This is a genomic window from Caballeronia sp. BCC1704 (genome assembly GCF_902833455.1).
Lineage (GTDB): Bacteria > Pseudomonadota > Gammaproteobacteria > Burkholderiales > Burkholderiaceae > Caballeronia.
Genome location: NZ_CADFFT010000005.1, coordinates 261,297 through 276,431 on the forward strand (window position 1 = coordinate 261,297; position 15,135 = coordinate 276,431).

Annotated in this window: 12 protein-coding genes; 7 read left to right on the forward strand and 5 right to left on the reverse strand. The window is 64.9% G+C overall.

Features of this window, described 5'->3' with window-relative positions; all coding sequences use genetic code 11:
* Positions 1-47: 47 nt before the first annotated feature.
* The 4 genes from HWX53_RS24240 to HWX53_RS24255 all read right to left on the reverse strand — a co-directional run bounded on the left by HWX53_RS24240 (position 48) and on the right by HWX53_RS24255 (position 4,473).
* Positions 48-1,967: a DNA-binding protein gene (locus tag HWX53_RS24240; RefSeq protein WP_175945687.1), complete on the reverse strand. Its 1,920-nt coding sequence runs from the start codon at positions 1,965-1,967 to the stop codon at positions 48-50.
* Positions 1,968-2,072: 105 nt separating this feature from the next.
* On the reverse strand, positions 2,073-3,107 hold the full coding sequence (locus HWX53_RS24245) for a PDDEXK nuclease domain-containing protein (RefSeq protein WP_175945688.1): 1,035 nt from the start codon (positions 3,105-3,107) through the stop codon (positions 2,073-2,075).
* Between the two features lie 148 nt (positions 3,108-3,255).
* A complete protein-coding gene (locus tag HWX53_RS24250; protein ID WP_175945689.1) occupies positions 3,256-3,681 on the reverse strand; it encodes an NUDIX domain-containing protein in 426 nt (141 codons plus the stop codon).
* Between the two features lie 177 nt (positions 3,682-3,858).
* Positions 3,859-4,473: a DJ-1/PfpI family protein gene (locus HWX53_RS24255; protein ID WP_175945690.1), complete on the reverse strand. Its 615-nt coding sequence runs from the start codon at positions 4,471-4,473 to the stop codon at positions 3,859-3,861.
* Positions 4,474-5,027: 554 nt separating this feature from the next.
* On the opposite strand from HWX53_RS24255, the gene HWX53_RS24260 reads away from it, so the two are divergent.
* The 7 genes from HWX53_RS24260 to HWX53_RS24290 all read left to right on the forward strand — a co-directional run bounded on the left by HWX53_RS24260 (position 5,028) and on the right by HWX53_RS24290 (position 14,695).
* Entirely contained in the window at positions 5,028-7,274 is a 2,247-nt protein-coding gene (locus HWX53_RS24260; RefSeq protein ID WP_175945691.1) for a polysaccharide biosynthesis tyrosine autokinase, read from the forward strand.
* A gap of 92 nt (positions 7,275-7,366) precedes the next feature.
* Positions 7,367-8,644 carry a Vi polysaccharide biosynthesis UDP-N-acetylglucosamine C-6 dehydrogenase TviB gene (tviB, locus tag HWX53_RS24265; protein ID WP_175945692.1) on the forward strand — a complete coding sequence of 426 codons (1,278 nt, stop codon included), beginning with the start codon at positions 7,367-7,369 and terminating at the stop codon, positions 8,642-8,644.
* Positions 8,645-8,664: 20 nt separating this feature from the next.
* Positions 8,665-9,762 (forward strand): SDR family oxidoreductase, encoded by a 1,098-nt coding sequence (locus HWX53_RS24270; protein ID WP_175945693.1) that lies wholly within the window; start codon positions 8,665-8,667, stop codon positions 9,760-9,762.
* A gap of 85 nt (positions 9,763-9,847) precedes the next feature.
* A complete protein-coding gene (locus tag HWX53_RS24275; RefSeq protein WP_244140245.1) occupies positions 9,848-11,143 on the forward strand; it encodes a lipid II flippase MurJ in 1,296 nt (431 codons plus the stop codon).
* A complete protein-coding gene (locus tag HWX53_RS24280) occupies positions 11,140-12,330 on the forward strand; it encodes a glycosyltransferase family 4 protein (RefSeq protein ID WP_175945695.1) in 1,191 nt (396 codons plus the stop codon). The genes HWX53_RS24275 and HWX53_RS24280 overlap by 4 nt, the downstream gene beginning before the upstream one ends.
* The gene (locus tag HWX53_RS24285; RefSeq protein ID WP_175945696.1) at positions 12,327-13,502 is read left to right on the forward strand and encodes a glycosyltransferase family 4 protein; all 1,176 of its coding nucleotides are present in this window, start codon (positions 12,327-12,329) and stop codon (positions 13,500-13,502) included. The genes HWX53_RS24280 and HWX53_RS24285 overlap by 4 nt, the downstream gene beginning before the upstream one ends.
* Positions 13,499-14,695, forward strand: a complete 1,197-nt coding sequence (locus tag HWX53_RS24290) for a glycosyltransferase (protein ID WP_175945698.1) — start codon at positions 13,499-13,501, stop codon at positions 14,693-14,695. Before HWX53_RS24285 ends, HWX53_RS24290 begins: the two co-directional genes overlap by 4 nt.
* A 119-nt stretch (positions 14,696-14,814) precedes the next feature.
* Here HWX53_RS24290 and HWX53_RS24295 read toward each other — a convergent pair whose 3' ends face one another.
* On the reverse strand, positions 14,815-15,042 hold the full coding sequence (locus tag HWX53_RS24295) for a hypothetical protein (RefSeq protein WP_175945699.1): 228 nt from the start codon (positions 15,040-15,042) through the stop codon (positions 14,815-14,817).
* Between the last annotated feature and the right edge of the window lie 93 nt (positions 15,043-15,135).

The following is a 15,135-nucleotide window of genomic DNA, read 5'->3' on the forward strand; positions in this document are numbered from 1 at the left end:
GCGCACCGCTCCGTCAGCGGGAAGCGGTGCGCGGACACGCGGCGCGTTCAGCCTTCTATCTTCGACATGACGGCCGTCGTCGGATCGTACCGATAGCCCTTCTGCGCGAGCTGCTGCGCGATCTTTTCGCCGATCACCTTCTGCTGCGCCTCGCGGAACACGAGTTCGTGATCCGGCTTCAGGCGCTCCAGTTCCGTCGAGAGCCGGCGCAACAGCGCGACCTCGCCGGTGCTGCGCGCGTCGATAAAGAGGATCTTCTCGTTCGCCACATCGAGCCGCTGCTTGAGGTCGCGCGCATACGTGACCCATTGCTCCGCGTTGCTGCGAAGCTCGTCATAGGCCTTCGAGTGCGTCTGCGCCTGCGCCGAGATGCGGCGCTGCAATGCCGCGATTTCCTCTTCCTTGGCCGCGCCCGCCGTCTGCAACGCGATCTTGTGGTCGCGCAGTTCGTCGCGCATGGCGGCCTCGCTCTTCTCGCGCTCGGCAAGCTGCTGCGTGAGCGTCGCGGCCTGCTGCTGCGCTTCGTCGGCGCGGGCGACAGCGGCGGCGGCTTCCTGCGTCACGCGCGCCAGTTCGCTTTGCGCGACGTGCTTTTCCTGAGTGATTTCGTCGATGCGGGCGCGTGCTTCGTCCAGTTCGCGCGTGGCCTGTTGCAACGCTTCCTGAGCCGTCGATGCCTGCGCGCTCTGCGCCGCGCTCGTCTCGCGCTCTCTCGACAACTCGGACTCCAGCGCCGCGATGCGTGCGTGGCTGTCGTTGATCTGGGCGCGTGCCTCGTCGATTTCGCGCGTGGCCTGCTGCAATGCTTCCTGCGCCGTCGATGCCGCTGCGTTGTGCGACGCGCTCGCTTCGCGCTCTGCCATCAGTTCGGACTCCAGCGCCGCGATGCGGTTCTGGCTCTCGTCGATCCTGGCGCGCGCTTCGTCCAGTTCGCGCGTGGCGTGCTGCAACGCTTCGTGCGCGACCGATGCCGCCGCGCTCGCCTCGCGCTGCGCCGCGAGTTCCGACTCCAGCGCCGCCATGCGCGTCTGGTTCTCGTCGATCTTCGCGCGTGCTTCGTCGAGCTCACGCGTCGCGCGCTGCAATGCTTCGTCGCGGGCCGCGGCTTCCGCTGCGCGCGCCGCGCCGGCTTCGCGTTCGCTGGCGAGCGCGTGACGCGCGGCGTCGAGTTCCGCTTCGAGCGCGGCGATGCGCGCGGCGCTTTCGTTGGCCTGCGCGGTCGCGGTCTCGGCGCGCGCCGACGCCGTGCTCGCTTCCTGGGACAGACGCTCCACTTCCTGCGAGCTCGCCGCGTGATGCTGCCGCGCTTCGTCGCGCTCTTGAGCGATACGCGCGAGCTCCTCGTTCTTGCCCGCGAGATCGGCGCTCGCGGCTTCGCGCGCCTTGCGCTCCTCGTCGAGCGACAGTCGCGCCGCGCTCAGTTCGGCGTCCTGCGCGGAGACGCGCTGCGCGAGTTCGCCGGCGCGCGCTTCGGCGGCCTCGGCGCGCTCGTTCGCGGCATTCTGTTGATTCTGCAGACGCGCGACCGCTTCTTCCGATGCGCGCAGCGCGTGCATCAGCTCTTCCAGCTGCCGGCGGCTGTTCGCCGCGTCGCCCTCGGTCTGCTGGTAGACGGCAAGCGCCTCGTCGCGCTCCGCAAGCGCCGTCTGGAGCCGTTGCCCGAGCATGTCGGCGCGATGCGCGCCCGCGCTGTGCGCCTCGTCCCACGACGCCTTTCTCAGCCGATGCGCCGCGCTCATCAGCGCGTCGGCCAGTTCCTGCGGCATCTCGGCCGAAGGCTGCGCGGCCGGCGGCGCGGGCTGCCGGGCGTCGCGCCAGCGTTCGAGCGCGGCGGCAATGGATACGATCGAACCGCGACGCAGTTCCGACCAGACCGTCACGGGCGATACCGGACGACCGGCGTCGGTCAGGCGTTGAACGGTCGAGAAAATCTCTTCATCGGTGATGTTGTCTGCTTCTGTGAACATAGGCGCCTCGAATTACAGGCATCGGGCAACGAGTTGCCAGACGAAAGATAGGATTATCCAACAACTTGGCGCTCGCGCCCCGCTTTCGTCGGATGAAGCAACGCTTCAATCCGGTTCCTGCGTGAGAAGGCGCGACCGAGCGGCCTGAATCGACTGATGCAGCTTCGCTTCGAGCGTTTCGCGCGGCGGCAGCACCGTCAGATATTCCGCGACGTGGATGCCGCTCTTGTTCAGTTCCAGCAGCTCGATCTGCTCCTGCTTTTTGCCCGCGCACAGAATGATGCCGAGCGGCGGCAGCTCGTCCGGCTCCTGTTCGTGCTTCGCGAGCCAGCGCAGATAGAGTTCCATCTGGCTCTTGTATTCCGCCTTGAACGCGCCGAGCTTCAGTTCGATGGCGACCAGGCGCTTGAGCTTGCGGTTATAGAACAGCAGGTCGATGTAGAAATCGTCGTCGTCGATCTGGAGGCGCTTCTGACGCGCGACGAACGTGAAGCCCGCGCCGAGTTCCAGAAGGAACTGCTCCATCTCGCGAAGAATCGCGTCTTCGAGGTCTTTTTCGAGGTAGTGGTCGTTCAGCCCGAGAAAATCGAGCACGTACGGATCTTTGAGAAGCGCTGCCGGTTCCACGCGCCCTTCGTCGCGCATCACGGCAATGTCATGCGCAATGGCTGCTTCCGGCTGGCGCGAAATGGCGCTGCGCTCGAACAGCATCGAATTGATGCGTTCCTGCATTTGCCGCGACGACCACCGCTCGACGCGCGCAAGCTCGATGTAGAAATCGCGCTTGAGCGGATCGTCGATATAGATCAGGGTCTTGAGATGCGTCCAGCTCAATTGTCTCCGCACTGCGGAGACACTGTGCTCGTCCGGGAAAATCTCCGCGAGGCGCATGCAGTGCCGCAGTTGCTTCTCGCTCCAGCCGCGTCCGTAGCGGGCGCCGAGTTCGCGCGCGAGCGTCGCGACCACTTGCCGGCCATATTCGGCACGCGCGCCGCGCAGCACTTCGGTACGCACGCGGTTGCCGATCTGCCAGTAGAGCAGCGTGAGTTCGGCGTTGACGGCGGCCGCCGCGCGCTCGCGGGCGGCATCGATCAGCCGGCGGACTTCGTCGAAAAGCGAAGATGGAATGAGGTCGCTCATAGGGTGAGGGTCGAAATCGGCGGTCTGGCGCAGCGCCGCGCTCGCCGATTGTCTCCGCGGCGCGGAGACAATCCGGCTGCAATGCGGCTGCAATGCGGCCGCGCCACTGGCGATCGTAGCGCAAGCCGCGCCACGCGGCTTTCGCCCCTCAGAACCCCGCCGACGCCCCCGGCGCCGAGCCGATGTCGCGCCACGACGAGCGCGTCGTGCCGCCGCCGGCCGCGCGGTTCAAAATGGCGCGCGTGCCCGGCGTGACCGGCATGGCCGCGAGCTGCGAAAGCTCGACCCAGCGCACTTCGTCAATGCCCGCGCGATAGTTCGCATGCGGACGCACGTCGGCCGGAATCGCCACGCGATAGACGTGATGCACGTGGTGCGCCGAGACGTGCTGCCACAGAAACGCCGCGGCGCTTGCCTCCGCGCCGGTCTCCTCGTACAGCTCCCTGATGGCCGCGCTCATCGCCAGCTCACCGTGCCCGACTTCGCCGCCCGGCAGAAACCACGGACCACCCCGCTCCTTCACCAGCAGCACTGCATGTTGGCGAACCAGCAACACCGTCGCCCGAACCCTCATGTCCCCATCTCCAGATGAATGCCGCGTCGCCCCGTTCGCGCGGCTGCCTCGCCAGCGTTGCGGCCGCTGACGGTCGTTTCGTTGTAACGCATAACCGCCGCATGGCGCAATCGGTTATGCCGCTTTCTTCGGCAGATGTTTAACGGATTTGAGCGGCCATCGACCGAGACAGAGCGCTCACGCGACGCTCACCGCGTCCAGATAGGGCGTGACATTCGCCATCGCGCGGCCGACGTACTCGTCCTTTTCGCCCACCGGGGCGACGTAGTGGAGGGCGCTCCGCGCAGCATCGACGCCCGCGAGCCGCGCAATCACCCACGCCGCCAGATACTGGGATGCAAGGCAGCCGCCCGCCGTCGCGACGTTGCCGCGCGCGAAGAACGGCTGTTCGAGGACCGCGACGCCGGCTTCCTGCACCCACGGCTTCGTCGTGACATCGGTGCAGGCCGGGACGCCTTGCAGCAAGCCGAGTTTTGCGAGCACGAGCGTGCCCGAGCACTGCGCGCCGACGAGCTGCCGCGCGGGATCGAGCGCGAGCCGCGCCATCAGGCTCGCGTCGGCGACGACTTCGCGCGTCAGCATGCCGCTGCCCATGATGACCGCATCGGCCGTGGCCGCGTCTTCAAGCGACGCCTGCGCCTTCAGTACGACGCCGTTCATCGAGCGCACTTCGGCCGTCGGGCTCGCGATCGACACCGTCCAGTCGGGCTTCTTGACACGATTGAGGATGCCGAGCGCGATCAGCGAGTCGAGTTCGTTGAAGCCTTCGAAGGTGAGAATGGCGATGTGCATGGCGGCTAACGGATCGGCGTTGGGGATTTGGCATGCTAAAGCCACGCGCGGACGCGGGCAACCGGGGCATCTCTGAAGGCAGCTCTATTAGTACTTCGAGACTCTACGCATTCACTCATTCTTCTGACGAAGCTTTCGCATCATCGTTCTTTTAAGCGTTGCCAACAAAATCAGCCCGTCGCGAAATAGTCGGCCCGATTAATAAGCAAGTCATAAACAAAAGTACTTCGCGTCCCATTCATTAGATGGAAACCGACGTCCGTATAAACACCGACGCAAAGACGCTTGCATTAGCAACCCGAATTAACTAGGTCCGAGTGTTCTTTTATATTTCTCAGCCAATTTAATTCGCCATCCGATATACCCGCAGGCCGGAGTGTGGGGTTCCGCGCATACCCGTCAAATGCAGACTGATACGGTTGCGTCACGCGCAATTTCGCTCACGCGCACAAAGCACAATCATTTGCTTTCCTTAGAAACTCACTCGGAGCCTCCCGCTTCATAAGTCCGCCGTCTCCGTTTGAACCGACCATAAGCGCCCGGAACTGCTTAATATGATTGCCAGAGCTAAAACGTCCGACGAAGCCGCTACCGAAACCGACGACGAGATTCCTTTTGCCTCTTTAATCGACACGGTGATCAATCACCGCGTGCTGATTACGCTGGTCGTGCTTTTCTCGTTGTTGCTCGGCGCGGCTTACGCGTATCTGAGCCCGCCGATCTATCAGTCCGCGATTCTGATCAAGGTCGAAGACAACAAGGACGTCTCCAATTCGCGCCCCGGCGATCCACTGAGCAACATGCTGCCGACGCTCGACGATCGCTCCTCGGCGGAAGGCGAAATGCAGGTGCTCGGCTCGAAGCTCGTGGTCTCGCGGGCGGTCGACGCGCTCAAGCTCTATATCAGCGCCGAGCCGCGGCGCTTGCCGATCTTCGGCAACCGCTTCTCGCATCACAACGGCGAGTTGTCGGAGCCGGGCCTTCTCGGCTTCGGCGATTACGCATGGGGCGACGAATCCATCACCGTCCCCGACTTCGACGTGCCGCGCCAGCTCGAAGGCAGCAAGTTCACGCTGACAGCGCGCAAGGACGGACAGTACGAGCTGAGCAATCCCGTGCTCGGCACGCCGGTCATCGGCACCGTCGGCGAAGTCTTGCTCGTGCAGACGCCGAAAGGACCGGTGCGCCTGCTCGTGACGGCGCTGCGAGGCAATCCGGGCGTCGGCTTCGAGGTCGTGCACTACTCGCGTCAACTGACCATCGACGCGATCCAGAATCAGATGAAGATTAGCGAGCAGGGCAATAAATCGAGCGTACTGAAGGCGACGCTCGAAAGCGCCGACGCCGTGCAGGTCGCCGCGACCATCAACGAGATCGGCCGGCAGTACGTGCGGCTCAACGGCGACCGCAAGGCCGTCATCGCGGAGAATTCGCTGACCTACCTGCAACGCCAGTTGCCCGTGCTCAAGCGTCAGATGGAAGACGCGGAGAATGCGTACAACACGTATCGCGACCGGAATTCGCTGCTCGATACCGATGAAGCGAACCGTCTGCTGCTCAAGCAGACCGCCGACGCGAACGCGCAGCTGCTGACGTTGCGCCATTCGCGCGACGAGCTCTCCACGACGTTTTCGAGCGCGCACCCGCGCATCGTCGCGATCGACAAGCAAATCGCCGCGACCGAGCAGTTTCTCTCGAAGCTGAACGACCGCACGCGTTCCATGCCGATGGAAGAGCAAGGCGCGCTGCGCCTTCTGCGCAACGTCCGGGTGAGCACCGACCTCTACACGGCGCTGCGCAACAACATCGAAGAGATGATGCTCATCAAGGCGGGCAAGGCCGCGTCGGTTCAATTGATCGACACGGCGGACGTGCCCGAACTGCCGGTCAAGCCGATCAAGTGGCTCGCGTTCGCCGTCGCGCTCGCGCTCGGCCTCTTCGCCGCCGTGGGGCTCGCGATGCTGCTCGACCGCATCTTCCGCGGCGTCACGGATTCGCAGGAGATCGAGGTCGAAACGGGTCTGAGCGTGTTCGCGACGATTCCGCAGAGCGCGCGTCAGCCGGCGCTTTCCAGCGTCGTGAACGGCACGTCGCCGCGTCAGGCGGTGCTCGCCGCACAGTTCCCGAAGGACCCGACCGTCGAAGCGCTGCGCATTCTGCGCTCGGCGCTCCAGTTCTCGCTGGTCGGCGCGCGCAACAACGTCGTCATGATCGCGGGGCCGCTGCCGGGCGTCGGCAAGTCGTTTCTATCCGCGAATCTCGCCACGGTGCTCGCATCGGGCGGCACGCGCGTGCTGCTGATCGACGCCGACTTGCGCAAAGGCTATCTGCATCGGCAGTTCGGCATTCAACCAGGACCGGGACTCGCGAACATTCTGAGCGGCACGCATACCTTCGAAGGCTCGGTGCAACGCAACGTGCTGCCCAATCTCGATGTGCTGCAAGGCGGACCGTATCCGGCGAGCCCGGCCGAACTGCTGCTGAGCGCGAAGTATCGCGAGGTGATCGCAGAAGCGTCGCGAAGCTACGACATCGTGCTGGTGGACGCCGCAGCGGTGCTCGCCGTATCGGACGCAGGCGCGATCGCTCCGGCGGCCGGCACCATCTTCCTCGTCTCGCTGTATGGACGCACGCGCGTCGGCGAGATCAAGGAGGCGATGAAGCGGCTGAACCAGACGGGCGCGCGCGTGACCGGCGTGCTGCTCAACGGCGTCTCGCTGCATACGGCGAACAAGGCGCTCGCGGGCCGCTACGGCAGCAGCGCCTATGTGGCGCACAACTACGAGTCCGCATCCGAATAAGCTCGCGCTCGGCCCCCGCCGCGGGGCCGCCGCAGACGAACCGCCAGGCACCATCCGACCCCAAGCGTTGCTTAGAGACTGGAGAAACCGTCATGCGTTCGCTTACTGACCAGAAGATCGCCGTGATCGGGCTCGGCTATGTCGGCCTGCCCCTCGCCGTCGAGTTCAGCAAGCATCATGAAGTCGTGGGCTTCGACGTGAACCGGCATCGCATCGACTCGCTGCGCGAAGGCCACGACGCGACGCTCGAAGTCCCCGACGACGAACTGCGCGCCGCGCAATCGCTCGTCTTCGCCGACGATCCCGCCGCGCTCAAGGACTGCACCGTTTTCATCGCCACCGTGCCGACGCCGATCGACCGGCACAAGCGCCCCGATCTCGGCATGCTGCTGCGCGCGAGCGAAACCATCGGCTCGGCGCTGAAACCCGGCGATGTCGTGATCTACGAATCGACCGTGTATCCAGGCGTCACAGAGGAGGAATGCGTGCCCGTGCTCGAACGCGTGTCGGGCCTGCGCTTCAACGTGGACTTCTTCGCGGGCTACAGTCCCGAGCGCATCAACCCGGGCGACAAGCTGCATCGGCTGCCCGACATCAAGAAGGTCACTTCGGGCTCGACGCCGGAAGTCGCGGACGCGGTGGATGAGTTGTATCGGCAGATCATCACCGCCGGCACGCACAAGGCGAGCAGCATTCGCGTGGCGGAAGCGGCGAAGGCCATCGAGAACACGCAACGCGACGTGAACATCGCGCTCGTGAACGAGCTGTCGATCATCTTCAACAAGATGGGCATCGACACCGAAGCCGTGCTGCTCGCGGCCGGCACCAAGTGGAACTTCCTCAACTTCAGGCCGGGGCTCGTCGGCGGGCACTGCATCGGAGTCGATCCGTATTATCTGACGCACATGGCGCAATCCATCGGCTACAACCCCGAGATCATTCTCGCGGGGCGGCGCCTGAACGACAGCATGGGCACCTACGCGGTCTCGCAACTCGTGAAGGCGATGACAAAGGCCCGCATCTATATTCCCGGGGCGCGCGTGCTGGTGATGGGTCTCGCCTTCAAGGAGAACTGCCCGGACATGCGCAACTCGCGCGTGGTGGATATCGTCACGGAGTTGCAGCAATACGGCACGAATGTCGATGTCTACGATCCGTGGATCTCGCGCGAAGATGCGTTCCACGAGTACGGCATTCAGCCCATCGAGGAACCTCCGAAAGGTGCGTACGACGCGATCATCGTGGCGGTATCGCATCGACAGTTCGCGGAGATGGGCGCTGACGCGCTGCATGCGCTCGGCAAAGACCAGCATGTGGTGTACGACCTGAAATACGTACTTCCGGCCGACGCCAGCGACCTGCGTCTGTGAAGCCTTCACAGAGAACGACCATGCCCGAGCTCGACCCCGACCGATACGAATCCGTATGCGACGCGTTGCGCGAGAAGCCGCAGACGTGGCTTGTCACAGGAGTAGCCGGCTTCATCGGCTCGAACCTGCTCGAAGCCTTGCTGGCGCTCGATCAACGCGTGGTCGGCCTCGACAACTTCGCGACCGGACACCGCCGCAACCTGGACGAAGTGCATAGCGCCGTCGACGAGCGGCAGTGGCAGCGGTTTCGCTTCATCGAAGGCGATATCCGCAATATCGCCGATTGCAAGGCGGCGCTCGAAGGCGTGGACCACGTGCTGCACGAAGCGGCGCTCGGTTCCGTGCCGCGTTCGGTGCGCGACCCAATCGCGACGCACGACGTCAACCTGAGCGGCTTTCTCAACATGCTGTGCGCGGCGCGCGAAGCGGGCGTCGAGAGCTTCACCTACGCCGCGTCGAGCTCGACCTATGGCGACCATCCGGGCTTGCCGAAGGTCGAGGATCGCATCGGCCAGCCGCTCTCGCCGTATGCCGTGACCAAGTACGCGAACGAACTGTACGCGTCGGTGTTCGCTCGGACCTACGACTTTCACGCGACAGGGCTGCGCTATTTCAACGTCTTCGGCAAGCGTCAGGACCCGGACGGCGCGTATGCGGCGGTGATTCCGAAGTGGACCGCCGCGCTCATCGAAGACGAAGTCATCACCATCAACGGCGACGGCGAAACGAGCCGGGACTTCTGCTATGTCGATAACGTCGTCCAAGTGAATATCCTCGCCGCGATGGCCGCGCGCGAGGCGAAGGGGCAGGTGTACAACGTGGCGGTCGGGGACCGCACGACACTCAAGCAGTTATACGAAGAACTCAAGCGGGCGCTCGCCCGACATGGCATCACGAGCCGCCGGGACCCGCAGTACGGCCCGTTTCGCGCGGGCGACGTGCGCCATTCGCAAGCCGACGTTTCCAAGGCCGAGCGTCTGCTCGGTTACGGACGCAAGGTCGCCTTCGCGGATGGCATCGAGAGGGCCATGCCGTGGTATGTCCGCTTCCTTTCAGAACAAGCTGACCGCGAGCCAATCAGCGCACAGGCGCTTTCGGCCGCAGGTGGCGGACCATGAGGCCCTTGCGTTGATCTCACAATTTGCGGCACTGAGAGAACGGCTTTTACAGCTTCACCCGGATCACCTGCGCGCCGCGCGCGGGATGGCACGCGTCGCCGTCTTCGTCCTGCTCGGGCGATGCGCGGGCGCGGCCAAGGAAATGGTCATCGCGTATCGCTATGGCATCAGTCATGTCGTGGATGCGTATCAGATCACGCTGACGCTCGTTTCGTGGCTGCCGGCCGCATGCGCGGCGGTGTTCGCAATCGTGCTCGTTCCGGCATTCGTGGATCTGCGCCGCCAGTCGGCGAAAGAAGAGGCGCAGTTTCTGGGTGAACTCGTGGCATGGGGAATCGTCGTCGGCTTGCTGTTCACCGCGATTCTTTATCTCGTGTGGCCGTACGCGCTTCACTTCATGGCAGGCGGCCTGGCGCCGCAGACGCGCGAGATGGCGCATCAGATGATGCTGGTGATGGCGCCCATCGGGGTACTCATCATGATCGAGACGGCGTACGGCACGCATTTGCAGTCGAAGGAGCGCCATATCGGCACGCTGCTCGACGGCTTGCCAGCGGTAATGACGCTGCTGCTCGTGCTGTTCATGACGGAAAAGAGCGCGATGGTGCCGCTCATGTGGGGCACGCTGCTCGGCTATGCGCTATTCGTGGTGGTGGTTTGGCCGCTCGGCGGCAAGGTGGAAGGCCGTTACGCGCGCCTTTCGCTCACGTTCCGTTCGCGCCGCTGGCCGCCCATTTATCGCGCGGTGCGCGTTTTCATGCTGGGCCAGCTCGTCGTGTGCTGCTCGCCTGCGCTGGATCAATACTTCGTCGCGCATCTGGGCGATGGCGCCGTCGCCACGCTCGGTTATGCGAACCGCGTCTTCGGCCTGTTGATCAGCATGGGTGCGCTTGCCATCGCGCAGGGCACGCTGCCCGTGTTGTCCGACATTCTCGGCAAGGACGATGTGACGCGCGCGCGGCAGACGGCGTTCCAATGGTCCGTGCTGATGCTGGGCGCAGGCACGCTATGCGCCGTGATCGCGTATCCGCTCGCGCCGTGGATGGTGCAGGTGCTCTTTCAGCGCGGCGCGTTCACCGCGAGCAACACGCTGCTCGTCGCCGAGCTGATGCGTTATTCGCTCGTGCAGTTGCCCTTCTACTTCGCGGCGCTGGTGATGATGAACCTGCTGTCCGTCGAAGGGCGCTACAAGGACATGGCGGTCGTCACGGCGCTCGCGTTCGTCGTGAAAGTGCTGGCCAACGTCGTGCTCACGCGCTGGATCGGCATGCCTGGCGTGCTGCTCGCAACCGGCATGATGCACGCGTCGGTGTTCTGCCTGTCGATGATCGTCGCGAGGCGCGTGCCGCCCGCGCGTCCCACGGGAGATCTGGTCGCATGAACATCACGCTGCTCGTGAGCTCGATGGGAAGCGGCGGCGCCGAACGCGTCGCGGCCACGCTCGTCAATGCGTGGAGCGAGCGCGGAGACAACGTCACGCTGGTCGCGACGTATCGTCGAAGCACGCCCTGCTTCTATGCGCTCTCGGACAAGGTGCGCTTCGTGCGGCTGGCCGACCGCGTGAAAGAGCCGCGCGGCGGCGCGCTTGGCTATCTCGAGCGCCAGCGGGCGCTGCGCGCGGTTATCGCCGAAAGCCGGCCGGATGTCGTCGTGTGCTTTCTATATAACGTCAACGTCGCGGGCATTCTCGCGTCGCTTAAGCAACGCGTGCCGCTCATCGTGTGCGAGCACAACGATCCGTCCGTCGACGGCCGCTCGCGGTTCTGGCGGCTCGCCACTCGCCTTGCCTATCCGCACGCGGATGCCGTAACGGTTCTGACCGAGAACGTCGTGGAGCCGTTTCGTGCGATGGTGCCGGGCGTGCGCCACATCGCGGTCATGCCGAACCCGCTGCCGCCCGAACTGTTCCGCGAGTTCGAACGGACGGCAATTGCCGCTGAGAACGGACGGATGCGGCTTGCTTCGTTCGGGCGGCTTCATCCGCAGAAGAATTACGGCCTACTGATCGATGCGTTCGCGTCGATTGCGTCGCGCTTTCCGCTGTGGGACCTGACCATATGGGGCGAAGGTGCCGAGCGCGCATCGCTACAGGCGAAGATCGACGGCTACGGACTCGGCGAGCGCATCTCGATGCCGGGCGTCACGAGCGATCCGTGGGCAGAGATGCGGCGCGCGCAGGCATTCGCCATGTCGTCGCGCTTCGAAGGATTCGGGCTCGCGCTCGCCGAAAGCATGGCGCTCGGCGTGCCCGCCGTGGCAGTCGATTGCAAGAGCGGCCCGCGCGACATCACGCGCAACGGCGAAGACGCGCTGCTCGTGCCGCCGAACGACCGCGACGCGCTCGCCGGGGCGCTGGCTCGCCTTCTCGGCGACGCAAGACTGCGCGCCGAACTCGGATGCAAAGGCGCGCAGTCGATGCGCGAGCGTTACTCGGTCGACGCGATTTTGAGGCTTTGGGACGCGCTGTTCGAGCGCGTCGGTGTGCGGGCAGCCGGCATCCACGCGCCGCAGAGCGCGAACGTCCGCAATCGTCGGGGCACAACTACGCTGCATGGGACGAGGCCATGAACAAAGTCATCCTGTTTGCGAATACCGACTGGTATCTGTACAACTTCCGCCTGTCGCTGGCCTACCGGTTACGCGATATGGGTCACGAAGTAGTACTGATCTCGCCGCCGGGCGAATACGGGCCGAAGCTGTGCGAGCTCGGCTTTCGCTGGCGCGCCGTGCCGATGATTCGCCGCAGTCTGAATCCGTTGCGCGAACTGGCGCTGGTCTTGTGGCTCGCCCGCCTCTTTCGCGAAGAGGACGCGGCGCTCGTGCACGGTTTCACGATCAAGAGCGCGGTGTACGGATCGCTCGGCGCGAAGCTGGCCGGCGTGCCCGCGCGGGTGAACTCGGTGGCGGGGCTCGGCTACGTGTTCACGAGCCGCGATTTGAAGGCGCGCCTGCTGCGTCCGCTCGTTCGGCGCGTGCTGCGCGTGGCGCTCGATGGCGACGACTGCGCGCTCATTCTGCAAAATCCCGACGATGTGACGATGTTCAAGACCGCGCGCCTCGTCGATGAGAAAGCGATTCATCTCATCAAAGGCTCGGGGGTCAACTGTTCGCGCTTCAAGGCGCCGCCCGACGACGCGCCGCTCTCCTCTGAGCCGCTGCGCGTGCTGCTCGCCGCGCGCATGCTGTGGGACAAGGGCATCGCGGAATTCGTCGAAGCGGCGCGCGCGCTCAAGCGCGAGCATCGCACCATCCGCTTCGTGCTCGCGGGCATGCCGGACGCGGGCAATCCGGCGTCCATCGAGCGGTCGACCATCGAAAGCTGGGTGGCCGAAGGCCTCGTGGAATGGCGCGGTCACGTGAGCGACATGCCCGCTCTGCTCGCGCAAACCGACGTAATGGTGCTGCCGAGCTATCGCGAAGGTCTGCCGAAATCGCTGATCGAGGCGGCGGCGTGCGCGCTGCCGCTCATCACGACGGACGCGCCCGGCTGCCGCGAAGTCGTCAGTCGCAACGGCGAGGACGGACTCGTGGTGCCGGTGCGCGACGCGACCGCGCTCGCCAATGCCATCCGCCTGCTCGACGACGATCGCGCGCTCGCGCGCCGGCTGGGTCTTGCCGCCCGCGACAAAGCCTTGCGTGAGTTCGACGAAGCCATCGTGCTCGACAAGACCATCGGCGTGTATCGCACGCTCGCGCCCGCGCCGGAACGCGCGCCTTCGTCGCTGCACATCGCGCCGTGAAAATCGTACATATCATCACGGCGCTCCCGGCCGACGGCGCGGAGATGCTGCTTTACCGGCTGATACGCGCATCGCGCGGGACGGGCGTTAAGCATACGGTGATCTCGCTTTCGTCCGAAGACACGCTGGCCGCGCGCATTCGCGAAGCGGGCGCCGACGTGCGCATTCTCGGCATGCGTCGCGGCGTGCCCGGTCCGCGCAAGTTCGCGACGCTGATCCGCTGGCTCGGCGAGCTGGATCCGGATGTCGTGCAGACGTGGCTTTATCACGGCGATCTGATGGGTGGGCTCGCCGTGCATGCCGCGAGCGCCTGGCGACGGATGCGCGGTTCGCGCGCGCCGCGCCCCGCGCTGGTCTGGGGCATCCACCACACCGACTTGCGCTCGACCGGCAGCAACCGCATGACGCGCTGGGTCACGCGTGCGTGCGCGCTGCTGTCGGCGCGCGTGCCGGATTCGATCATCTGCTGTGGCGAAGCGGCCAGACGTTCGCACGCGCACGGCGGCTATTGCCCGACCAAGATGATGGTCATTCCGAACGGCTTCGAAGCCGATGTCTTCAGACCGATGCCGCAGGCGCGCGAGAGCTTGCGCCGCGCGCTCGGCTTCGACGCGGATGCGCCGGTGATCGGTATCGTCGGGCGATATCACGCGGTCAAGGACTATCCGAACTTCATTGCCGCGATGCGCCGCGTGCTTCAGGCGCTGCCGCATTGCCGCTTCGTGATGGCCGGGCGCGGTCTCGACGAGAACAACGGCGAACTCGTCGCTTGTCTGCGCGAGGCCGGTATCGGCGACGCGTGCCGGCTGCTCGGCGCGCTGCCGGACCCGCAAACGACACTCGCGGCGCTCGACGTCTTCTGCCTCTCCTCGCGCAGCGAAGGCTTGCCGACGGTGGTCGGCGAAGCGATGGCCTGTGGCGTACCCTGCGTGGCGACCGATGTGGGCGATACGAAATGGCTCATCGGCGAAACCGGGTTCGTGGTTCCGCCGCAAGACGCGGACGCACTTGCAACAGCGCTCATCGCGATGCTGACGCTGAGTGAGGAGACACGCGCGGCGCTGGGAAAGGCGGCTCGCGAGCGGATAGAGCGCCAGTTTTCCATCGACACGACCTGGCGCCGCTATGAGGAAACGTACCGCAGAACCCGCACGACGCCGCGCGGCCCGCGTGCCGAAAGGCTCAATGCCTGAAACGACGCTTTGGTTACATTACGCGCGTGCGCTGTTGCCCACGACACGACAGACTGACGATTGAAGCTTTGGGTGGCGTTGACCGCGATGACCGGCCGACTTTGAAAAAACTGCAAGCGCTAGTCGGAGTGGCGCGAGCGCGACGACTGAGCCGCTTCGTTCGGCTTCAGCGGCCCGGACTTGTGAAATCGCGAACGCATGCCGCCGAACAATCCGGACGACGCCTCCGCGTTCTCCGATTTCCGACGGTTGCGCCGCGACGGCAGCAGCACCTCGGCCAGCGCCAGCAAGGCCAGAGCGACGACAGCGAAAAACGCGATCGTGCCGACAGTAGTGGCGAAATTCATGCACTCTCCAGATGATTCGGTGCCCGGGTAAACCGCAATCGGGCCACCCTTTTAGAGCACCATCCATGCCTTAAGTTTTCGGCAAATTTCCCT